The 20,749-nt window shown below is 38.8% G+C and carries 23 protein-coding genes; 20 read left to right on the top strand and 3 right to left on the bottom strand.

The annotated features are described in order from the left end of the window. Complete coding sequence (locus NSS67_RS19275) at window positions 1-1,143, top strand: copper amine oxidase N-terminal domain-containing protein (protein ID WP_339315201.1); 1,143 nt, start codon at window positions 1-3, stop codon at window positions 1,141-1,143. Between the two features lie 92 nt (window positions 1,144-1,235). Here NSS67_RS19275 and NSS67_RS19270 read toward each other — a convergent pair whose 3' ends face one another. Further along, window positions 1,236-2,039, bottom strand: coding sequence for a polysaccharide deacetylase family protein (locus tag NSS67_RS19270; RefSeq protein ID WP_339315200.1), 804 nt, complete (start codon window positions 2,037-2,039; stop codon window positions 1,236-1,238). 214 nt (window positions 2,040-2,253) lie between these two features. Between NSS67_RS19270 and NSS67_RS19265 the strand changes: the two genes are divergently transcribed. The 13 genes from NSS67_RS19265 (at window position 2,254) to NSS67_RS19205 (ending at window position 14,122) form a co-directional block, all read left to right on the top strand. After that, window positions 2,254-2,655 carry an NUDIX domain-containing protein gene (locus NSS67_RS19265; protein WP_339315199.1) on the top strand — a complete coding sequence of 134 codons (402 nt, stop codon included), beginning with the start codon at window positions 2,254-2,256 and terminating at the stop codon, window positions 2,653-2,655. 193 nt (window positions 2,656-2,848) lie between these two features. Continuing rightward, entirely contained in the window at window positions 2,849-3,274 is a 426-nt protein-coding gene (locus tag NSS67_RS19260; protein ID WP_339315198.1) for a DMT family transporter, read from the top strand. A 38-nt stretch (window positions 3,275-3,312) separates the two neighbouring features. Further along, the gene (locus NSS67_RS19255; protein WP_339315197.1) at window positions 3,313-3,771 is read left to right on the top strand and encodes a DMT family transporter; all 459 of its coding nucleotides are present in this window, start codon (window positions 3,313-3,315) and stop codon (window positions 3,769-3,771) included. A 121-nt stretch (window positions 3,772-3,892) separates the two neighbouring features. Further along, entirely contained in the window at window positions 3,893-4,210 is a 318-nt protein-coding gene (locus NSS67_RS19250) for an iron-sulfur cluster biosynthesis family protein (RefSeq protein ID WP_339315196.1), read from the top strand. Between the two features lie 185 nt (window positions 4,211-4,395). Next, window positions 4,396-4,740: a PadR family transcriptional regulator gene (locus NSS67_RS19245; RefSeq protein ID WP_339315195.1), complete on the top strand. Its 345-nt coding sequence runs from the start codon at window positions 4,396-4,398 to the stop codon at window positions 4,738-4,740. Then, complete coding sequence (locus NSS67_RS19240; RefSeq protein ID WP_339315194.1) at window positions 4,721-5,938, top strand: DUF2812 domain-containing protein; 1,218 nt, start codon at window positions 4,721-4,723, stop codon at window positions 5,936-5,938. The genes NSS67_RS19245 and NSS67_RS19240 overlap by 20 nt, the downstream gene beginning before the upstream one ends. 111 nt (window positions 5,939-6,049) lie before the next feature. Then, window positions 6,050-6,850: a GNAT family N-acetyltransferase gene (locus NSS67_RS19235; protein WP_339315193.1), complete on the top strand. Its 801-nt coding sequence runs from the start codon at window positions 6,050-6,052 to the stop codon at window positions 6,848-6,850. Window positions 6,851-7,019: 169 nt separating this feature from the next. After that, a complete protein-coding gene (locus NSS67_RS19230) occupies window positions 7,020-7,703 on the top strand; it encodes a response regulator transcription factor (RefSeq protein WP_339315192.1) in 684 nt (227 codons plus the stop codon). Between the two features lies 1 nt (window position 7,704). Then, window positions 7,705-8,706 (top strand): HAMP domain-containing sensor histidine kinase, encoded by a 1,002-nt coding sequence (locus NSS67_RS19225; RefSeq protein ID WP_339315191.1) that lies wholly within the window; start codon window positions 7,705-7,707, stop codon window positions 8,704-8,706. Window positions 8,707-8,801: 95 nt separating this feature from the next. Continuing rightward, window positions 8,802-9,485 carry an ABC transporter ATP-binding protein gene (locus tag NSS67_RS19220; RefSeq protein ID WP_339315190.1) on the top strand — a complete coding sequence of 228 codons (684 nt, stop codon included), beginning with the start codon at window positions 8,802-8,804 and terminating at the stop codon, window positions 9,483-9,485. Then, the gene (locus NSS67_RS19215; RefSeq protein ID WP_339315189.1) at window positions 9,482-12,088 is read left to right on the top strand and encodes an FtsX-like permease family protein; all 2,607 of its coding nucleotides are present in this window, start codon (window positions 9,482-9,484) and stop codon (window positions 12,086-12,088) included. The genes NSS67_RS19220 and NSS67_RS19215 overlap by 4 nt, the downstream gene beginning before the upstream one ends. A 134-nt stretch (window positions 12,089-12,222) precedes the next feature. Beyond that, window positions 12,223-13,617: a protoporphyrinogen oxidase gene (locus NSS67_RS19210; protein WP_339315188.1), complete on the top strand. Its 1,395-nt coding sequence runs from the start codon at window positions 12,223-12,225 to the stop codon at window positions 13,615-13,617. A 190-nt stretch (window positions 13,618-13,807) separates the two neighbouring features. Further along, entirely contained in the window at window positions 13,808-14,122 is a 315-nt protein-coding gene (locus NSS67_RS19205; protein ID WP_339315187.1) for a CD3324 family protein, read from the top strand. A gap of 23 nt (window positions 14,123-14,145) precedes the next feature. Here NSS67_RS19205 and NSS67_RS19200 read toward each other — a convergent pair whose 3' ends face one another. Further along, a complete protein-coding gene (locus NSS67_RS19200; RefSeq protein WP_339315186.1) occupies window positions 14,146-14,949 on the bottom strand; it encodes a DUF2935 domain-containing protein in 804 nt (267 codons plus the stop codon). A 164-nt stretch (window positions 14,950-15,113) separates the two neighbouring features. Between NSS67_RS19200 and NSS67_RS19195 the strand changes: the two genes are divergently transcribed. The 4 genes from NSS67_RS19195 (at window position 15,114) to NSS67_RS19180 (ending at window position 18,100) form a co-directional block, all read left to right on the top strand. Beyond that, window positions 15,114-15,722, top strand: coding sequence for a TetR-like C-terminal domain-containing protein (locus NSS67_RS19195; RefSeq protein WP_339315185.1), 609 nt, complete (start codon window positions 15,114-15,116; stop codon window positions 15,720-15,722). Between the two features lie 142 nt (window positions 15,723-15,864). Continuing rightward, entirely contained in the window at window positions 15,865-16,881 is a 1,017-nt protein-coding gene (locus NSS67_RS19190; protein ID WP_339315184.1) for a zinc-binding dehydrogenase, read from the top strand. A 178-nt stretch (window positions 16,882-17,059) separates the two neighbouring features. Beyond that, window positions 17,060-17,542 carry a GNAT family N-acetyltransferase gene (locus NSS67_RS19185; protein ID WP_339315183.1) on the top strand — a complete coding sequence of 161 codons (483 nt, stop codon included), beginning with the start codon at window positions 17,060-17,062 and terminating at the stop codon, window positions 17,540-17,542. Window positions 17,543-17,560: 18 nt separating this feature from the next. Beyond that, window positions 17,561-18,100, top strand: coding sequence for a GNAT family N-acetyltransferase (locus NSS67_RS19180; protein ID WP_339315182.1), 540 nt, complete (start codon window positions 17,561-17,563; stop codon window positions 18,098-18,100). Between the two features lie 56 nt (window positions 18,101-18,156). On the opposite strand, the gene sleB is transcribed toward NSS67_RS19180, so the two are convergent. After that, a complete protein-coding gene (sleB, locus tag NSS67_RS19175; protein ID WP_339320638.1) occupies window positions 18,157-18,750 on the bottom strand; it encodes a spore cortex-lytic enzyme in 594 nt (197 codons plus the stop codon). Between the two features lie 223 nt (window positions 18,751-18,973). On the opposite strand from sleB, the gene NSS67_RS19170 reads away from it, so the two are divergent. Both NSS67_RS19170 and NSS67_RS19165 read left to right on the top strand, forming a co-directional pair. Then, a complete protein-coding gene (locus NSS67_RS19170) occupies window positions 18,974-19,525 on the top strand; it encodes a YdhK family protein (RefSeq protein ID WP_339315181.1) in 552 nt (183 codons plus the stop codon). A 202-nt stretch (window positions 19,526-19,727) separates the two neighbouring features. Continuing rightward, a complete protein-coding gene (locus NSS67_RS19165; protein WP_339315180.1) occupies window positions 19,728-20,714 on the top strand; it encodes a phosphotransferase in 987 nt (328 codons plus the stop codon). The last annotated feature ends 35 nt before the right edge of the window (window positions 20,715-20,749 follow it).

The raw sequence follows: 20,749 nt of genomic DNA, 5'->3' as shown, positions 1-20,749 counted from the left end.
ATGAATAAATGGAAGATAACGCTTGGTATCTTTGCTGCTGTGGCATTAAGTACTGGATTTGGAGCGGCATCTGCTCGAGCGGAAAGCCAGATTCAATTCAACTATAAAGATACCGGAATAAGCAGTAAACAGGTTATCGCAGAGAATACGACTTTCGTTCCTCTAAAATCACTCGCAGATGCTATGGGTTATGCGTTATCTTGGGATCAACCATCCAAAACGGCTAAATTGGTTCGTCCAGCGCGTGAAATAGTCCTAACATCAGGTGCTACATTGTCAAAAGTGAACGGGTCGGTATCGGCATTGTCAAAATCACCGCGTATTATCAAGGGTACCCTATACGTGCCACTAGTCTCAACGGTCAGTGTCCTTGGAGGCAAAGCATGGCTTAATAAAACGGATGAGATAATCCAGGTTGTAGACGAACCAAGATTTGTCACCGCTACTGCAGAAGGTCGATCTTATTGGGTATCTCAGAAGAACGGGGATTTGTACTATCGTGCTTCGGTCGTTGGGAAGCCAGTAAAGATAGGTCAACTGCCTCTCACAGAATCAGCTTATAATCATGGATTTGAGATCAAGGGACTTGGCAATGGAACGGATCTGCTCCAGTTAACAGACAATCATTATGCCATGTTCACTGATTTCAGTAGCAGCTATCAGGTATTAGTCAAAGCGGGCACTATTCTTAAGCAAATGGACTATAATTATAGTATCGCAGCTTATACGCATGCGCCACAAGTGCCTTCTACTCAGTTGTACATGACAGACGGGAAGAGCGTTCAGTATATTTCTAAAGATGGTCGATTGGGTAAGTTGTTCGATTTGGAGAAGCTTACCGGAACAACAGGAGATTTCATAGTGGAGTATGCTGCGGAAGATGTTGCGCTCGTTCGCTTTTTGAATACGACACAGCTCTTTATTATTTATAGTAGTACTGGAGATATCATCAATCTTAGCGAACAACTGATTAGTAGCGAGGATCGTAAGGAATGGGATAGAGTGAATGATGGCAGAGATCCATATGTTCTATCAAAAATGTTGGTATTAAAGAACCGTGCTGGAAATGTTCTGACCTTTAACTACACTCCCTTGATTGATGGATATGCAAAAAAAGTAACCTATACACTTGTTACGAAGTAAATCTATTATCCTAAAAGAGGTACATCCAGTCACTTTGGATGCACCTCTTTTGGTATTTATAAAAAATTCGCCTTTGAGTTAACCTATCCAAATTAGGAACGATGATTATACGTGCTTCCACCCTTAATATGAACAGGTTGATCATTTACCGATACCCATACATCTATAGCAGAGTTGTTCCGGATGATCGTTTTGTCGGCACTAATTTTTAGTGAATAGAGTGCAGTGACATAATCATAGATCTCGATATTGGTAGCGTACCAAATATTCGAATGTCCACCTGCCTGCTGGCAAAAGGTTTCGATAAGCTCCCAATTGTTCTGCTGTGCGAATTCATAGCTATGACCCCAAACATAACAGAGTCTCAATTTCTGGGAGGGTCCTTCTGTTGTGAATCGCTCCCATACTTGATTGAGATCTTCAATATGGTGGCAGGTTGGATGCCACTCCATAAAATTCAAAGGCATATCAAACTGTTTGGTAGAGTGGACAGTACGGCTGTATTCAATCCCAACAGATTGTAATGGTGCAATGATTTCCTGAGAGTATGTACCGTAGGGATAGGACATTCCTCGCACCGGGTAATCGACCAGCTTCTCAAGTCGCTTACGGTCTTCAAATAATTCATCGATCACCATCGGTAAGGGAAGTCGCTCTAGATGTGGATGAGTAACGGAATGTGCAGATACCTCATGATTTCTGAGAACATTTTTAACATCATCAGAAGATAAGAATCCGGGTGCGTTTATCATTGCGCTATTTAAATGGAAGGTGCCTTTAATCCCATATTGATCAAAAATCTCGGCCAAGCGAATATCGTGTTTCTGTCCGTCATCATAGCTCATCGTGAGCGCCTTGGGCAATCCGCCCGGGAATAAGTTGAATTGAAGTTTCATGAATTCACACTCCTGTTCATTTGTCATTTCGTTTCGTAAATTACCTCTTCCAATTATAAACAATTATATGTGAAAGACAGAAGAAACTCACTTTATTTTTTATCATCTATCTCAATCTAAGATGCGCATTCAAAAAGCTAAAGCTGACGTTGCATAAATGTGTTAGTTCAGCTGTATGATATAATTGTTGGAAAAAAGGCATGGGGAGAACAATATGACTACAATAATTGATAAAATCGCATGGATTCATATCGAGAATGGACAAGTCTTATGTGCGCGTTCTAAAGGGAAAGATACGTACTATTTACCTGGAGGAAAAAGAGAAGCTGGAGAAACAGATGTAGAGACGCTCGTGCGTGAAATAGAGGAAGAGATATCTGTTCAGATCAAGGCAGATACTATATCTTATTTTGGAACATTTGAAGCGGAGGCTCATGGTAAAGCGGAAGGCGTTACTGTAAAAATGACCTGTTATATTGCAGATTATGAAGGTGCACTAACACCGGCGTCCGAAATCGAGGAATTATCTTGGTTAAGCTATAAGGATCGGGATCGTGTGTCTGTAGTTACTCAAATCATTTTTGATCAATTGCATGAGAAGAATTTGCTTTCATAAATCAACAATTCAACATATTTGAAGTCCGTTTTGAGCCTATAAGAAGGCTTGAGGCGGTCTTTTTATTTATTCGAGCAACGGTCGTCTATTTTGGGCAATCACAACGTTTCTTCTGATTAAGGACAGATGTCCTTTTTTAAACCCCTGAATTGCTATTTAATATGTAAGAGATTGAAGTTGAGGAGAGAGAGAAATGAAAGGAATTATTTTTGCATTTTTAGCGGGGGCTTGTATTACTCTACAGGGCGTGTCTAATGCTCGAATTAGTCAAGATATTGGTACTTGGCAGGCGGCGACAATTACACAGTTAACGGGGTTCATTATGTCCTTACTAATTCTCTTGTTCGTCAGAGATGGGAAATGGCAAGGATTTAAGAAAGTGAAGCCCTTGTATTTGATCGGCGGCGCTTTTGCGGCTGTTATCATTTTTAGTGAAGTAACTGCCATTCAGAAAATTGGTGTTACGTTTACCATATCCTCATTATTGATTGCTCAGTTATGTCTGACTTTCTTGATTGATATTAAAGGCTGGTTTGGAATGGAAAAGCGAAAGATGAGACTGCCACAGTTCATCGGTATCGGGCTGATGATTGTTGGCGTAGTGATACTGAAATTTTAATAACCTTGAGTATAGTCGATAAATGGAGGAGTTAAGTTATGGTTATTGGTTTGATATTAGCGCTAATCGCGGGATCACTTGTGAGTCTGCAAAATATATTTAATACAAAAGTTAACGAAAAGGTTGGATCTTGGGCTACGACCACTTTAGTGTTAGGAATGGGATTTCTAGCTTCATTTGTGATGAGTCTTATCGTTGAAGGAAACCGTATATTTACTTTGAGAAATATGGAACCATGGTATTGGATCAGCGGTTTGATCGGGGTTGGCGTGGTCATCTGTCTCGTGCAGGGGACAAAACGACTCGGTCCAACGTATGCGATCTCGATCGTATTAATTTCTCAGCTTGGGTTCGCACTACTGTGGGATTCATTAGGCTGGATGGGTCTTGAGAAGGTCCCATTTACGTTGAATCAGTTGATCGGTGTGCTGGTCATCGTTGGTGGTATTCTCGTATTTAAGCTAGGTGGAGAACGGGAGACTCAGAAGTCGGCGTAAGCTTACCTCAGTCGCATGTCTGTCAAAAACGAAGTGATGGCAATCACACGAGGGTGGAAGCAAATCAATTTATACTTTGGCAAAGTAGTAGCTCAATTATAAATAAGGGGTAGATCATCCTATGTTCATACAATTGAACACGCGAACTATTGAAAGGTTAAAAGAAAACCTTGGTGAACGACCAGGATATTTTAAATTGTTCTTTGATACGGAGGGCTGCGGTTGTAATGGTGTGATCGTAATTCAGATTATTAGTGAACCCAATACTACAGATATTGCAGTTCAGAAAGAACCCTTTTCATTTTTTGTTGACCGTCAACAAGAATCTTTATTTGATGACTTGATGCGGCTTGAAGCAGATGAGAACTACCCTTCATTCCGATTAAGTAGTGATTCGAGTCTGTTAGGAAGTAATATTCGGATAAACGATATTCGCTAGATAGGTTGGAGCAGTTAAAAAAAGAGTGTACAGAGTTGCTGATGAAGCGATTCTATACACTTTTTTTGATTTTAATGGATCGGAGAAATGATATTGCAGACTATGTCACAACGTGATATAGTCACGATGAGACATATTTAATTGTGATGTATAAACGTAGTTACAAAATAAGGGAGCTGGGCATATTGAACCCTGAGAAAGTGTTGAAAAAATATGTGCCAATGACTGAAACAGCTTTCTATATTCTTTTATCCTTAGATGAACCACGTCATGGTTATGGAATTGTGAAGCATGTGGAGAAAATAACGAAGGCTCGTCTATTATTGGGTTCGGGTACCGTTTATGGCACGTTAACGAAAATGCAAAAAGATGGGATGATTACGGTTTTTGCTGATGAAGAGAGAAGAACGGTTTACGAAAGAACAGACATAGGGAAGCTAATTCTTGCTACGGAGATCAACAGGCTTAAAGAGCTATATGAGAATGCTATGAACTATGGGGGTGATATAGATGATCATCAAGGTATTTAGACCCTTTTGGAGTTATGATGTTCAGAAAACCGAAGAATGGTTGGCTTCTATGGCGGAAAAGGGCTATGAACTCATCCGAATCAACCGGTTAACTAGATATTTTTACTTTCAGTCTAGCGAACCAAAAGCAGCTACCTATAGGATCGTATTCGATAAAGTTCAAAACCGATCCCTATCTAAAGGGCTATTGAACTTTGGATGGACGAAGGTGTTACAGAGCGGCAAATGGGTTGTGACGATGAATGGGCTGCCTTTAGAACAGATAAGAACATTTCCTGATCGAGAGGGAATAGTTAAACACAACAAGAAGATCATGTACATTTATATGGGGATATTGATTTATTTAATGGTTGGGTTACTTAATGTATTATTGATAAGTACGATTGCTATGACTATGGGTGCATCCAAAGTCGATCTTATTAAGGTTTTTACCGAACCATATGGGTATATTCCCGCTACTGCATTAGGGGTTAGTATTATTTTGTGTATTCTCACAGTTTATTCGCTGATCACAATAAACAGGACTAATAAGAGATTAACTGGAGAGTTCTTACAGCCTACCAAGCTAAAGGGTCAAGCGGCATCCATTCTTCAAGACAGACTAAGTAAGAGTGAAGAGAAGCGCTTGAAAAGTTCAGGTCAACTTGTTATGAAGTGGAAGCTTGGATGGATGTATGCGCCAGATCGTCTTGAGCAGTGGCTCGAAGAGATGGAAGAAAAGGGATATAATTTGTACAGTGTTGGCAAAACAGGAACTGCCTTTTATTTTAAAAAAGGGAAGCCTCGTAAGGTGTGTTATTGTGCGGACTTACAGAATACTGCAGATAGCAATTACTTCAACATTCACAGGGATGCTGGCTGGACACGTCTATATAATTCGAGTGCATGGAGTCAGAAATGGGTTTTATGGGGCCAAGAATATATACCAGGTGAAGCCAAACCGCAAATATACAGCGATAAGTTAAATCAATTGAAACTAGCTAGACGTATAGCTTTAACGTATACCGCCATGTTCTTGCCCCTCATTATTTGTTATACGTATCTCATAGGAATAAATATAAAATTATCGGCAACCTCTAATTTGGATCGATTGCAGTTCATAAATTTGATCTTGTTCGCCATCTTAATTCTAATGTTTGGCTCATATGTAAGTCGAACTTGGCTATATTACAATCGACTTCGTAAACATTATCAATAATACAGATGGACAGTAATTTTCAGTTATTAATGAACTTTACCAACCAATAAATGACGATTACTTTATACTTATGCATATAATATCTGCAAGGAAAATAAAGGGAGTGTTTGTATGCATGAAATACCTCATAAGGATTATTATAAACTGAAGCCACTGCTTAAAGGAGAGCATCCTCATCCCGAAATCCTCTCGATTATTGAAGGAAATAATCCAGGTTGGATCTTTGTCGATCAACTTACAGCACCAAAGAGTGCGTTAGTGTGGAGTCAGGGGATTGAAGGGTTTTACCTTATCGGCGATCATAACAATCAAGACTTTATCCATGCATTGGACAGTTATGTAACTAGTCATATTGTACCGAGAATGAAGGAGCTTGGGATGGAACATTTCGAAGTTTCTGGTGAGCATGATGAATGGAATCTGGAATTGATGTTTCCTTCTAGGAAGCTATATCCTTATGAACAGATGGTGTATAAGTTACTTCAGAACCCACCTGCGGCGCTGACTAATGGGATTAAAACTATAAATCTTAAAACGCAGGATTGGGAGAACTTAGATCTAAAGCATATAGAATTTATACATGAGAATATTGATTTGTTCTGGTCATCGAAAGAAGACTTTGCGGAAAAAGGCTACGGATATGCTGCTGTTGAAGGTTCTGAAATTATGGGAGTGTGCTATTCTAGTTTTGTGACACAGGATACACACGCAATCGGCATTGAAACCCTTCCTGAATATCAGAAACAAGGAGTGGGAACTCATTTAGCGACGTTAGTAGTTGAGGATGTGCTTGCCAATGGCTTTATTCCTTACTGGGATTGTTCACTAGATAATGAAGGCTCCCAAAAATCAGCACTTCGACTAGGCTTTCAGCAGGTACATCAATATAAGTGTGGTGCTTTTGCGATATGATCATTTTAGAGACGTCTATTCGATAGAGTAGACGTCTTTATTATATTTACTGTGAAGTTGTAAATACTTTAATAGGAGAGGTAACTTGGTATAACTCTATAATTATGAGAGAATGATCATCGGAACGAATTGAACATTTGAATACATTATAAGGTTAGGATGATCATCCATGAAAATTTTACTTGTCGAGGACGATAGAACGATAGCATCAGGACTAGAATATTCATTACAACAAGATCATTTTGAAACCCATTTATGTTATGACGCGACCTCTGCCAAAGCGTTGCTAAAGGAACAATTATCTGAGCTCACTTTATGCATTTTTGACCTTTCGCTTCCGGATGGCAGTGGTTATGATTTGTGCAAGATCGTGAAAGCGCAAAGTGATATACCGGTAATCTTTTTAACGGCGATTGATGATGAGGTCAATGTAGTGATGGGACTTGATATGGGTGCAGATGATTACATAACCAAGCCTTTTCGGATTCGTGAGCTATTATCGCGTATTAAATCCGTCTTAAGAAGATATAACAAGCAGGTTCAGACTCCATCCAATATCGAATTAGAGAACATACGGATTAACACCCTTGAAGGAAAAGTTTTTAAGAATGGAGATGAAGTGCTACTGACAGCATTAGAGTATCGTCTACTACTGATCTTTGCTAATCATGTTGGACAGGTTCTCTCAAGAAATCAATTGCTAGAGCGGATTTGGGATGTAGCTGGAGAATTCGTGAATGATAATACATTGTCAGTTTATATTAAAAGATTAAGGGAAAAGTTAGAAGATAACCCCCAAGAACCTACGCTGATCAAAACAGTTCGAGGGTTGGGTTACAAGGTAGGTGATTAGGATGCTTCGTAATAGAGAATTTAGATGGTTATTATTAACGATGTGCTTGATCAGTCTTGTGGCCACAGTAGTAGCGTCATTTATATCGTTAGAGACGGCGTGGATCACAGCTGTGACTTCAGCTTTGCTGATTGGTTGCAGTGTATTATTTACCCACTGGAGATACGGTGAAATTGAAAAGCTTTCAGGGTATCTACGTCAAATCAGTAGTGGGAATTATACGCTCGATGTTCGTGATAACCAGGAAGGTGAGCTTAGTATCCTGAAGAATGACATCTATAAAGTGACGCTAATGTTATCCGAACAGAGCGCTCTATTACAAGAAGATAAAATGAAACTCACCAATGCAATTTCGGATATCTCTCATCAGCTCAAAACCCCGCTAACCTCCATGACCGTGATGGCAGATTTATTAAGCGACCCTGACTTGAACGTTGAGAAGAGAATGGAGTTTACGAGGAAAATTAGCCTTCAACTCGAACGAATTGGATGGCTGGTCTCCTCATTATTAAAGTTCTCCAAGATCGATGCTGGAACCATTCATTTTAAAAAAGATCAAATACAGGTGAGTAAGCTAGTTCAGAAATCATTAGAGCCCATGTTAATTCCAATGGATATTAAAGAACAAAGAATCTCGATTGATGGAGCTGATACCACCACATTCGTGGGCGATCTCAATTGGACAGCTGAGGCTTTGATTAATATTCTCAAAAACTGTGTAGAGCACACACCTGCAGGTGGAGAAATCAAGATTTCTTTTGCGGAAAATACGTTGTTTACGGAAATTGTCATTGCTGATAACGGCAAAGGAATCCCCAAGGCAGAGATCCCCTATATTTTCAAACGATTCTACAAGGGTAAGAATGCAAACGAGGATAGTGTTGGGATAGGGCTCGCCTTAGCACAAAGTATTGTCACCGGACAAAACGGAACGATCGATGTGAAGAGTGAAGTAGGAATGGGTACACAATTTCAGATCAAATTTTATAAGCAAGTCATTTAGCGCTTATGGCTTAGTGACTAGAATGTCACTTTAGAGTCACTGGATAGTCATTGTAGACAGATATACTGATCTCATCAACAAATGGAGGTCTAACAATGGACATTTTAAAGATTGAACATCTGTCTAAAATATATGGAAAAGGTGAAACAGCGGTAAAGGCACTGGATGATGTATCTTTTTCGATTAAAAAAGGGGAATTCGTAGCAATTATCGGGCCATCTGGCTCCGGAAAATCAACCATTCTGCACTTATTAGGTGGGGTGGATAGACCCACAAGTGGCAAAGTATTCGTAGATAATACGGATATTTACGATTTAAACGAAACACAGCTGGCGATCTTTAGACGCAGACAAATTGGTCTGATTTATCAATTCTATAATCTTATACCGGTACTTACGGTTGAAGAGAACATCACGCTCCCTTTACTGCTTGATCAGCACAAGGTGGATAAGAAACAATTTGCGGATACAGTGAAGGCGTTAAACCTAGAAAATCGTCTAAACCATCTCCCAAATCAGCTCTCCGGTGGGCAACAGCAGCGGGTCTCCATTGGTAGAGCTTTAATTAGTAATCCCGCAATCATGCTGGCAGATGAGCCAACTGGTAATCTGGACAGTAAGAACAGTAGTGAAATTATCGATCTATTAAAAATGTTCAACAAAACCTATAATCAAACGCTGATCGTCATTACACATGATGAACGGATTGCATTACAAGCGGATCGAGTGATTACCATTGAAGATGGGAGGATCGCCAAAGATGAGGTGATTCGTCCGTGAATATCGTAAATAAATTAACCCTTAGACATTTGAAACAGAATAAGCGAAGAACACTGGTTACCATTATCGGAGTTATTATTTCTGTGGCTATGATCACAGCCGTTGCAACGCTTGGTGTTTCTTTTTTGGAGTTAATGAAAAAGCAGAGTATTTCAACTAATGGAGAATGGCATGTCCAATACAAAAATGTTACTAAGGATCAGCTCAAAGCGATAGAAGCGGATGGTGCAACTAAAACGCTCGTCATATCAAGCGAACGTGGCTATGCGCCTTTAGAAGGCGGAAAGAATGAGAACAAGCCTTATTGGTTTATCAAGGAATATAATGCGGCTGGTTTCAAGCAATTTCCGATTGAACTTCTTGAGGGAAGACTCCCAAAGGCTAATAATGAAGTTGTTATTTCCGAGGAAATCGCAAAAAATGCTAAATTAAGCTACAAGATTGGCGAAACATTAACACTCGATGTCGGGGAACGTGTTGTTACTAGTGATGATGAAAATAATGGTCAGCCCTTATCTCAGAACGAACGATTACGGACTGAAGGTGATACCTTAAAGGAAACGATCATCCATAAAAAACCTAGAAGCTACACGATTGTGGGATTGATAAAGCGTCCTACTTGGGAACCAACTTGGTCTCCGGGCTATACTGCCTTAAGTTATGTGGATGAAAGCTTGATTGGAGCAGCTGAAAAAATCACTGCGACGGTTGTATTAAACAAGGTGGACAGCTCCATATACAAGCACGCAGAGGAATTGGCAAAAGACAACAATATAGAGTCGATTTCTTATAATAGTAGCCTGCTGCGCTATTATGGTGTGACGAATAGCGATGGCTTACGTGATACACTTCTTTCATTGTCAGTCATCGTTATGACTGTGATAATCATTGGTTCTGTTTCTTTAATCTATAATGCTTTCGCGATTTCTGTCTCGGAACGTGCACGTCATTTAGGAATGCTTTCTAGTGTGGGAGCTACGAAAAGGCAAAAGCAGAATTCGGTATTTTTTGAAGGAATGATCATTGGATTAATTAGTATTCCTATTGGGATCATTTGCGGCATTGCTGGAATTGGGATCACTTTTATATTTATTAACTCGATGATTCAAGACGTATTAGGGATTACGGAACAATTAACATTAGTCGTAACACCTATTTCCCTACTTATCGCTTGCGTGGTTTCAATACTGACGATTTTTATATCCACCTATCTTCCAGCCAGAAAAGCTTCTAAGATCTCAGCAATTGATGCAATTAGACAAACGACTGAGGTTAAGCTTTCTGGGAAAGCGGTGAAAACATCCAAGTTCGTTCGTAAGTTGTTTGGAATTGAAGCAGAAATTGGTTTGAAGAATTTAAAGAGAAATAAACGCAGGTACCAAGCAACCGTGTTCTCACTAGTCATCAGCATTTTATTATTTTTAGCTGTATCCTCGTTTACAGATAATATGAGAAGGTCGGTAGAACTCTCACAGGATGGTTTGAATTATGATATTCAGGTCTATATGGGGAATGAGAATTCACAAAAAGTTGATCGGTTAACAAAATCGATATCAAGCTTGCCGAATGTAACAGAATATAATGTGGTTAGAGATCTTAGCTTGAGTTCATGGATTGATGAAAAATATATGGCTAAAGAATTGCATGAGATCGTGCAGAAGGATAAGAGTATTCTAAAGAATGGTAAATATCCTTACTATGTTCAGATCCATGCACTAAATGAACAGAGTTTGAAGACATATGCAGAAACGGTCGGTGCAAATTATGAGCAACTAATGGATCCCGATCAAATGTCTGCCATTCTGATTGATACAGTCACCTATGAGGATGAGGTAGCCAAAAAGATTGTTGAGACCAAAGCTCTTCATTCGGAGATCGGCCAGAAGCTTGATTTAATTTATACGGATTGGGATACAGAAAAAGAGACGAAATTACCACCAGTAGAAATCGTCGCATTAACTGATAAGCGTCCTATGGGTGTTCATTCAGCATTGGTCGGCGGGCTAAATTTCATTGTCTCTGAACAGGTCTTCGATCAATTAACGAATGATACAATGCTTAAAGACATTCAAAGCCGACTTAACCTAAATAGCTCAGATCCATTAGCGACCCAACAAGCCATAGAGGAAATGAGAGAGCGGAATGTCTATGTTCAAAATGTGTATCAAAATAGACAAAATAGCGAGCAGATGATTATGTTAATGTCTATTTTCACCTATGGTTTTATTGCTTTAATTACTTCAATATCGATTGCGAATATCTTTAATACGATATCAACAAGCATATCTCTTCGTAAAAGAGAATTTGCGATGCTGAAATCGGTGGGGATGACGCCGCAGGGCTTTAATAAAATGATTAATTATGAAAGTATCTTCTATGGGATAAAATCATTACTTTATGGGCTTCCGATAAGCATAGTCGTTATGTACTTGATCTATAGATCCATGATGAGTAGTTTCTCCTATGGATTCACACTTCCTTGGATGAGTATCTTGTATGTCATAGTGGCTGTATTTATCATCGTTAGCTCAGCCATGCTGTACTCCAGTTCAAAAGTGAAGAAGGAGAACATTATTGATGCATTAAAACAGGAAAATATATAAAGTTTTGCCGCGTTTATCGCGGATTTTTTTGTTTCATATATGACACGAACGGTATGTTATTTCTAATAAATCCCTATGATATAATGTACTCAATTGAATTTAACAGATTATAACTTTAGAGGCAGGTGCACGCTTTGAGAACGGTCGTCGTAATTGGCGGGGGAATAACTGGATTGTCTACCGCTTACTATTTACAGAAATCTATAGAGCATAATAAATTGGATATAAAAATTATTTTGATTGAAGCCAGCGATAGACTGGGCGGTAAAATCAGAACATTACAGCATGAAGACTTCATCATGGAGTCAGGCGCTGATTCTATTGTCACGCGCAAAACGAATGTTGCCCCATTGATTGAAGAGCTAGGTATGCAAGATGAAGTTGTATATAATGCGACAGGAACATCATTTATCTATACAGAAGGAGAGCTAAAGCAAATCCCGAAAGATGCAGTCTTTGGCATCCCTCTCAGTATTGAATCACTTGCCACAACAGACCTGATTTCAGCTGAAGGAAAGGTGGAAGCACTCAAAGATTTCTATACTCCGAATAATAGGTTTACGAAAAATGATTCCGTGGGTGATTTTCTAGAAGCATTTCTAGGAAAAGAATTAGTTGAAAAGCAAATATCGCCTGTACTTTCAGGTGTCTATTCCGGGAAATTGAGTGAACTTACGATTGCCTCAACACTTCCTTATTTGATTGATTATAAGAATGAATACGGCAGCATTATTCAGGGACTATCTGCTAATAAAGCCAAATTCCAAGGGAATGGCGATAAGAAGTTTATGTCTTTTAAGAGTGGCGTATCTGCTTTGATCGACTCTATGGAAGAACATCTGTCTGATACGGAGATCATCAAAGGAATTCGTGCAGAAAGAATTGAAAAACATGGAGAGCAGTATCAAGTAAGTTTGGCAGATGGACGAATCATAGAATCCGATGTTGTCGTGCTCGGAACGATGCATGCTACTGCACAAGCTCTACTCCAAGATGAAGAGCTGGATGAAGATTTCAATCAGTTGTTTAACAGTTCTATGATTAGTGTATATATAGGGTTTGATATTCCGGACAGTGAGCTGCCGGCAAATGGGACAGGATTTATTACAGCGAATAGTGACGATGTTCTATGTAATGCTTGTACGTGGACAAGTCGCAAGTGGGAGCACACGTCAGAACAACAGCGTCTGCTTGTTAGACTCTTTTATAAGAGCTCGGGACCCCATTATGAATCCTTGATTAAGCTTTCAGAAGAGGAACTATTGGAGGTGGCTTTGAAAGACATTCAGGCCAGTCTCGGGATTACAGGACTGCCAGTCACCTACGATGTAACCAAATGGCATGATGTAATGCCAAATTATCACATCCGTCATCATCAAATTGTAGTATCCTTAGAGAAGAAGATGTCAGATAAGTATCCAAATGTAATTCTTGCCGGATGCTCTTATTATGGTGTGGGCATTCCAGATTGTATTGCGAATGGAGAGAAGACAGCGGAGCGCATTTTGGAGCAACTGATTTTAATTTGATGGAAAGGAGGGTGTACAATCGTGAAAAGATTAGCGATCAGCTCTATGCAAAGTCTAGACTTATAAACAACGGCGGTTGTTTGTATAGAGCGAAAAAATTTGATTTACCGCCAGTGCACTGTGCATTGTTGTTTTTAGAATAGACTTTGCTACCTTCAAACTCATAAAAAGTTTAAGGAGCAGAGCGATTATGAAATATGTAAATGCAGATACGATTTTCCCTAAAGAATTATTAGAGGAAATTCAGAAATATATTAACGGTGGTATGGTTTATATCCCTAAGCCTGAAGAATCACATGTAAAATGGGGCGAAAAGTCAGGGAGCAGAAAATACTTAAGAACTAGAAACATTGAGATCTGTCTAAGGTTTGCTGTTGGTGCAACGGTTGACCAGCTTTCAGATGAATATTGTCTTTCTAGGGATAGTATAAGAAAATCGTGTATACCAAAAAATAGTTATAAGCCAAAAGCCGCGTCAGAGGAAGCTCTGCGTGGCTTTTTTTGATGTATTTTCAATTCAATCTTAGACTATACGATTTGTTTATTCCTATTCAAAGAGGCTTCAAATGCATCAATAATATAGAGGAATCTTTCTGCTTCTCGGAATACATGATCTGCAAGAAGCGGATGAATGATGCTTTTTATGCGACATTCTTCAATAAGATCTCGAGCCGTTTTCTTGAAATCACGGAGGGCTATAACCGAAACTTTATTCTCGTCAAGCTGCTGATCTAGCAGGGGTTTAGTTTGGGATTGAGGGCGCATGGAGCTGAGATCAATCGCTTGATACAACAATGTATCGAAATCATGGCTGAAATTTCTTGCCTGTTCAACGAGTTGACGTTCAGATGGGTCCAATAAATGTCCAATAAATTTGGCATGGTCCGCCATTATACGTAGGAAGAAGACATTTTCATTGATAATTGCGTCAGGTAAAGGGTCAAGCCTACCTTGATTTAGTTCTTCCAGTCGATTTCGAAAATAATTGGCTTCCCTACTGACATGATCGACTAATAGGGGGAAATTCGTTCCTCCTGGTAGTTTACATTGAAGAATTAAGCCTAATATTTTTCTTTTGAATGCCCAGATGTGTGAAGCTGCACTATGAACCTCCTCATTAAACTTTCGTATCACTGCTGGATCAGAATCAACAGTAAATCCGAGCGATCTGTTCTCAATACCTTCAAATAGGGCATAGAAATGGTTCGCTTCATTAATTAGTTGCGTGTCTTCACAACGAAACCCTAATTTAAGAAATAATGAGTGTTCTTTCATGATCCGTGACCAGAATCTTATTTCATCTAGTGATCGCGCTACAAAAGGATCCGGCATATTCCAAGCACACCTCCCATTTTTATACAATCATAATATGCGGAGTGCATGTACTATATCCAAAGGAAATTAGACGATCGTACAGAAGCACACAATCGCTTTCTATCTGCTACTCCTGTATTATAATTGACTGAGTGTTTATTAATTACGAGGGTGGAAGAAATATGTCTGATAAAACATACTTAGACTTACGTATAAGAAGGACAAGGAAAGCAATTCGAAATGCTTTAATAGATTTATTAGAGGAGAAAGAATTAAATAAAATTTCGATCAATGCCATAACGCAAAAGGCTGAAATCAACCGAGCTACATTTTATTTACATTACAAAGATATAAATGATCTTATTGATAGTATTTTGAATGATTTGTTAGTGGATTTAAAGAAGATACTATCAGATAAATTTGATGAATCCTATAAATCCGGGGATGAGCTTACCTCTCTGATTTTATTGTTAGAGCATATTGCAGAAAATTCTCATATGTATAAGGTGCTACTAGTAACCAAAAACATCCCTTATTTCACACCGAAATTAATGGATCTGCTATATGACTTGATTTTAAATACAACAGAACAACAAGCTATTCAAAAAACAGAAGATTTCTTAACCGTAGATACTCCTTCGGATATTGCAGCTTGGTATGGAACATCAGCTATTATTGGCACGATTTCCATGTGGCTTGGCAATGATATGCCTTATACACCTAAGTTTTTAGCAGAACGAATCATACAGTTAAATCCATTTATTCCTGCAAACAATAAAAAGAAGTGGTGAAATATTTCACTTTTCAAATTTGAATTAACACATATTTCTTAACTGTTGTTTTATTAACGCTTTCAGGATTATTGTAGATTGCTTAGCTCCTTAATTACTACTACCATGAAAGTAATAGATAGTACTAAGGAGTGTGTTATTAATGATGAAAGTCGGTATTTATCACGGTCAAAATAGTGTGGGCATAGAAGAGCGTCCGATACCTCAAGTGGGAGCTAAAGATGCGTTGGTTCGTATTTTAGCGGGTGGAATTTGTGGTACAGATATTAATATAGTAAAAGCAGGAACAGAAATGGGTATCCGTTTCGGTTCAGAATTTGGACATGAAATGTTTGGTGAAATCACCCTGTTAGGTCCCTATGCAGAAAAGGATTTGAAAGTTGGCATGCGAGTAGGAGTTAATCCAATTACTGCAAAACGTGCAGGTCGTCGTTATTCATTAGAGGTAGGTGCCTTCTCAGAATATGTCTTAATTGAAGACGCAGCACTTAATTATAATTTATATGAATTCAATGATTCAGTTTCGGCAACAGAAGCCGTATTAATGGAACCTATGAGTGTAGGTTTTCATGGAGCTTTTAGCGTCCAGCCCAAACAAGGTGAGAAGATCGTAGTTCTCGGAGCTGGTCCTATTGGTTTATCTGCTGCTGCTGGATTAATTGGTGAAGGCATTAAAGATGTTTGTGTAGTGGATATTGACAACTGGCGTTTGGATAAAGCAAAAGAATTAGGCGCGTTAACAGTTAATACGTCGACTGAATCATTGGCAGAGGGTTTAATCAAACACTTTGGCGAAGTGAACGTATACGGTGTGAGTGTACCGAATGTTGATGCTTTTGTGGATGCAGCAGGTGCTCCGATATTGTTTGAACAAGTGATGCAGATTGTGAAGCCACAAGCACGAATTGCAATTATTGCCGTTTATAAAAATGAGGTACCCATAAGTCTCGCTCAAGTGATGAGCAAAGAAGTGAACATTATTGGGGCAAGTGGATATACACACGAAGATATTGTAAAAGTCATTGATCATATTAATGCCAAGAAAACGAATATCTCTACAATGGTGACACAGACGTACAAATTGGACGATATTCAAGATGCTTTTGATAAAGCCATTGCAGCCAAAGAAACGATTAAGGTTATTGTGGATTTGACTTAATTTATTAATTTAAGAAGAGTTCATGTGAGTGTATAAACTCATGTGAACTCTTTTTATTTTCAGATAATTAGTATCTTTATATAAAATTTAATTCTAATTAAATAAGGTATATAAGTGGAGAGAGGTCATAAGTAAACTGAGTATAGAAGTGGAATTACAGAAAAAACGTGGAGGTAAGATGGAAATTACACTTGTTCCAGTAAGGTTTGAAGATAAAGAGGTATTGACTAATCTATATCAATTTTACAATTATGATTTCAGTTTATTTACTGAGCAAGACGTGAATCAGCATGGGGAATTTGAGGTGAATATTAATTATTTTTGGGAAGGGGATCATCGATGGAAGCCGTATTTGATTAAGGTTTCAGGAAACATAGCTGGATTTGTGGTTGTTCTTTTTGAGAACTTAGATACCGACCCAAATCCAACTCATGTGATCTATGACTTTTTGATTTTGCAGAAATACAGAAGAAATGGAATAGGTACTGCAGCAGCAACTAAAACACTTGATCTATTTAAAGAAGCTAAATGGAAACTTGCTCAAATGGAAAAAAATAAACCTGCTATAGCTTTCTGGCGAAAAGTTCTTAAGGATTATACAAAAGATAACTATAGAGAACGTTATTTGAGTGATCTCCAAAAATATATTCAAGAATTTTAATGGAAGGGAGAGAACGATATGAATATCACCGTAACATTAACTGACAGCACAACGAAGTTTATCATTAACAATATCTACCCACTATACTTACACGATCTATCAGAAATATGGGGGAACCTTCCTAATAAATTCGGGGTATACGAGGATAATGAAACACAGACACTGCTTGAACAGAATAAAGTCTTCGACATCTGGTGGGAAAAGCCTGGGGTTTTATATCCTTATTTAATAAAAGAGGATGAAATTCCTGTGGGGTTTGCATTAGTGGCCACACCACCTTATACACCACCGGGTTGTGAATTCTATTTGAATGAATTTTTCGTCCTGCGGCCATTCCGAGGTAAGGGAATCGCTGAAATTGCGGCTAAGGAAGTTTTTAAGCTTCATTTGGGACATTGGGAGCTTCAAACAAATCCCACGGCTACAAATAGGAGAGCACAGCATTTTTGGAGAAAGACGCTAAAAGATTATACTGGGTGTAATTACCAAGAGGAATGCAGAAAGTCGTTTGATGATGAATTAAAGATCATCTTTAATTTTCATAATGGATTAAGCTAAACAAAATAGCCGGTCAACCACTAAGGTTGACCGGCTATTACATCTATTTGAAGCGTTTAACTCGCAAATATATGCTTACCAATTTTTAAATTCTGAGGACGTGACCAGATCCATGCACTAGTTGCTGTATCTGGATTGAAATAATAGAGTGAGTTGGTTGTTGGGTCCCAGCCACGGACAGCATCAAGAGCAGCTAAGTAGGCAGTCCGGTTTGGAGTAAGCCAGTACTGGCCGTCAGATACGGCTGTGAATGCGCCTTTTTGAAACACAACATCTTTAATATTGTTTGGAAATTGACTAGATTGTATGCGATTCATAACTACAGCGCCAACAGCAACTTGACCTTTGTAAGGCTCACCGCGAGCTTCACTGTAGATTACTTTCGCCAAAATATCCATTTCATTAATATTAAGCGTGTATTTTTTTAGTGCATTCCAAGTTTTCGTGCCAGCAACTCCATCAGCACTCAATCCATAGGCCTTTTGAAATTTTGCAACAGCTGTTTTCGTTTGTGATCCATATACACCATCTAGAGGCTGGGTATAGAAATCCAGTGTTTTTAATCGATATTGAAGATCCCATACATCTCCAGAAGAACTCCCTACGGTTAATACCGGAGCAGCACTAGCAGAACCGATCATAGTTGCCATACTTACTAGACCCAAAAGAAGCAACAAGGTGAATATTTTAGTCTTCATTGTAGTAGCCTCCTTTCAGAAAACATTATAAATAACCTTCAATAACTGAGACAACACTCATTTATTGGTAATAAGATTATCGATTTACATTCTCAAAAATAATTCATGCGGTTTGTGATCTTATGAAATGGGTAAATGAATAATCATAGGCATATAAACTTCGGAGGTTTTATATATGAAAAAGCAATTATCTCTATTCATAATCGCAGCCGCACTCACTCTAAGCGCATGTGGTAATGATAATAGCTATGGCAATAAAATGTCTTCAAACGATAGACAAATAGAACATACCGCACACTCTAGTTCAGGTGACATACCTGAAGATTTGAAGGTGGCGGAGAATCCAGCTTTTAAAGTAGGAAGTAAAGCGATCATTCAAACGGACCATATGGAAGGTATGAAGGGCGCTACTGCAACGATTGTAGGTGCTTTTGATACTACAGCCTATATGGTTTCTTATAGACCCACAACAGGTGGAATGCCAATCACAAACCACAAGTGGATTATCCATGAAGAAATTAGAAAGGCAGCTAACACACCCTATGAATCAGGCTCGGAAGTCGAGATGGAAGCTGACCACATGAAAGATATGAAAGGTGCAAGGGCACAAATTAACGCAGCAGAAAAAACCACAGTATATATGATTGATTACATGCCTACTACAGGTGGAGATGAAGTGGAAAATCATAAGTGGGTAACAGAAGATGAGCTTTCACCTTTAAAGTAACCCATAGAAATTTAAGCACATAAGAATGAAGAATAATCAAGGTAGGAGCAGTCATGGACTTAGTTAAGTTCTAGATTGCCTCTACCTTTTTTGAATGCTTCTTTTATTGGTGGTGAAGTGCTAAAATATTTTGATAGAGAACAACAATAAAAAATATACCATTATAAATAATATTTTCTAAGAATGTAGGAGCGTGTTTGAAATGCCGAACTGGCAGGTGAAATTCGATGAAGAAATGCTTAAGCAAGCTGCACAACAGATTCTAGTCGATTGGACAACGATAAAGTATATTGGTGGTTTTGAAAATGTTGTCTATAGCTTTCTAAAAGATAATCATGAATTTATTTTACGTGTAACTCATCATTCTCATCAGGAACAGGAGATGGTTATCTCTGAACTTGACTTTATGGACCATCTTGCAAAGCATGGAGTGAAACTGGCTCCCCCAATTCCCTTTCAGGATGGCAGTTTGGTACATACGCTAGTTAAAGATGAAGAAAGATTTATGATCTGTGTAATGGAGAAAGCACCTGGTGGTCATGTTAATGCTTCCGATCCCTATTGGGGACCGGAGCTTTTTGAGCAATGGGGTGAGGTAACAGGAAGAATGCATGCTGCAACCCTGCAATATGAGCGTCCGGAAACTGTTCTGGCAAGATCACATCAGGCTAAGCTAGAGTTTGACTTTGCTAACTTTGGTACTGTTGAACAGCAGCTTTTTGAAAAGTTGCTTCGGATAAATGATCGTATTAACCAATTGCCACGGAATCGTGAAAGCTATGGACTATGTCACCGTGATTTGCATTCGGGTAATTTTTTCGTACATGAGGGGCAGATCACCGTGTTTGACTTTGATGATTGCGGATACGACTATATGGTGCATGATATTGCAATTGCCGTTTATTACTCGACCATCTTTGGGGATCGGCGAAAACCGGAGGTAGAGCAGAGTAGAACTTCTAGTCTTGCGCAAGCCATGCTGAGGTCCTTTATGAAGGGGTATAATCGAGAGTATGCACTCGACAATAAGTGGCTAGAAGAGCTCCCACTCTTTATCGAGAAGCGTAGACTTGAATTAGTGCTTTTGTTATATCATGTGTTTTCGGAGTCACAGAATGAGGAGAATAGAGTGTGGCTTGCCAGCAATATTCACGATGCTCTAAATAACAAAGCTTGTTTAGAGCTTTAATGATCTATTTGCACTACATTATCAAAATATCTGAT

The sequence above is a fragment of the Paenibacillus sp. FSL R10-2734 genome (assembly GCF_037963865.1).
GTDB lineage: Bacteria > Bacillota > Bacilli > Paenibacillales > Paenibacillaceae > Paenibacillus_AQ.
This window is presented reverse-complemented; position numbering and strand designations above follow the sequence as displayed.

Coding starts and splice junctions, on each gene's coding strand:
- NSS67_RS19200 (WP_339315186.1), bottom strand. CDS start 14,949: ATGCCGGATCCTTTTGTAGCGCGATCACTAGATGAAATAAGATTCTGG.
- NSS67_RS19185 (WP_339315183.1), top strand. CDS start 17,060: ATGGAAATTACACTTGTTCCAGTAAGGTTTGAAGATAAAGAGGTATTG.
- NSS67_RS19235 (WP_339315193.1), top strand. CDS start 6,050: ATGCATGAAATACCTCATAAGGATTATTATAAACTGAAGCCACTGCTT.
- NSS67_RS19230 (WP_339315192.1), top strand. CDS start 7,020: ATGAAAATTTTACTTGTCGAGGACGATAGAACGATAGCATCAGGACTA.
- NSS67_RS19170 (WP_339315181.1), top strand. CDS start 18,974: ATGAAAAAGCAATTATCTCTATTCATAATCGCAGCCGCACTCACTCTA.
- NSS67_RS19260 (WP_339315198.1), top strand. CDS start 2,849: ATGAAAGGAATTATTTTTGCATTTTTAGCGGGGGCTTGTATTACTCTA.
- NSS67_RS19195 (WP_339315185.1), top strand. CDS start 15,114: ATGTCTGATAAAACATACTTAGACTTACGTATAAGAAGGACAAGGAAA.
- NSS67_RS19275 (WP_339315201.1), top strand. CDS start 1: ATGAATAAATGGAAGATAACGCTTGGTATCTTTGCTGCTGTGGCATTA.
- NSS67_RS19270 (WP_339315200.1), bottom strand. CDS start 2,039: ATGAAACTTCAATTCAACTTATTCCCGGGCGGATTGCCCAAGGCGCTC.
- sleB (WP_339320638.1), bottom strand. CDS start 18,750: ATGGCAACTATGATCGGTTCTGCTAGTGCTGCTCCGGTATTAACCGTA.
- NSS67_RS19255 (WP_339315197.1), top strand. CDS start 3,313: ATGGTTATTGGTTTGATATTAGCGCTAATCGCGGGATCACTTGTGAGT.
- NSS67_RS19180 (WP_339315182.1), top strand. CDS start 17,561: ATGAATATCACCGTAACATTAACTGACAGCACAACGAAGTTTATCATT.
- NSS67_RS19220 (WP_339315190.1), top strand. CDS start 8,802: ATGGACATTTTAAAGATTGAACATCTGTCTAAAATATATGGAAAAGGT.
- NSS67_RS19250 (WP_339315196.1), top strand. CDS start 3,893: ATGTTCATACAATTGAACACGCGAACTATTGAAAGGTTAAAAGAAAAC.
- NSS67_RS19190 (WP_339315184.1), top strand. CDS start 15,865: ATGATGAAAGTCGGTATTTATCACGGTCAAAATAGTGTGGGCATAGAA.
- NSS67_RS19240 (WP_339315194.1), top strand. CDS start 4,721: ATGATCATCAAGGTATTTAGACCCTTTTGGAGTTATGATGTTCAGAAA.
- NSS67_RS19165 (WP_339315180.1), top strand. CDS start 19,728: ATGCCGAACTGGCAGGTGAAATTCGATGAAGAAATGCTTAAGCAAGCT.
- NSS67_RS19205 (WP_339315187.1), top strand. CDS start 13,808: ATGAAATATGTAAATGCAGATACGATTTTCCCTAAAGAATTATTAGAG.
- NSS67_RS19265 (WP_339315199.1), top strand. CDS start 2,254: ATGACTACAATAATTGATAAAATCGCATGGATTCATATCGAGAATGGA.
- NSS67_RS19225 (WP_339315191.1), top strand. CDS start 7,705: ATGCTTCGTAATAGAGAATTTAGATGGTTATTATTAACGATGTGCTTG.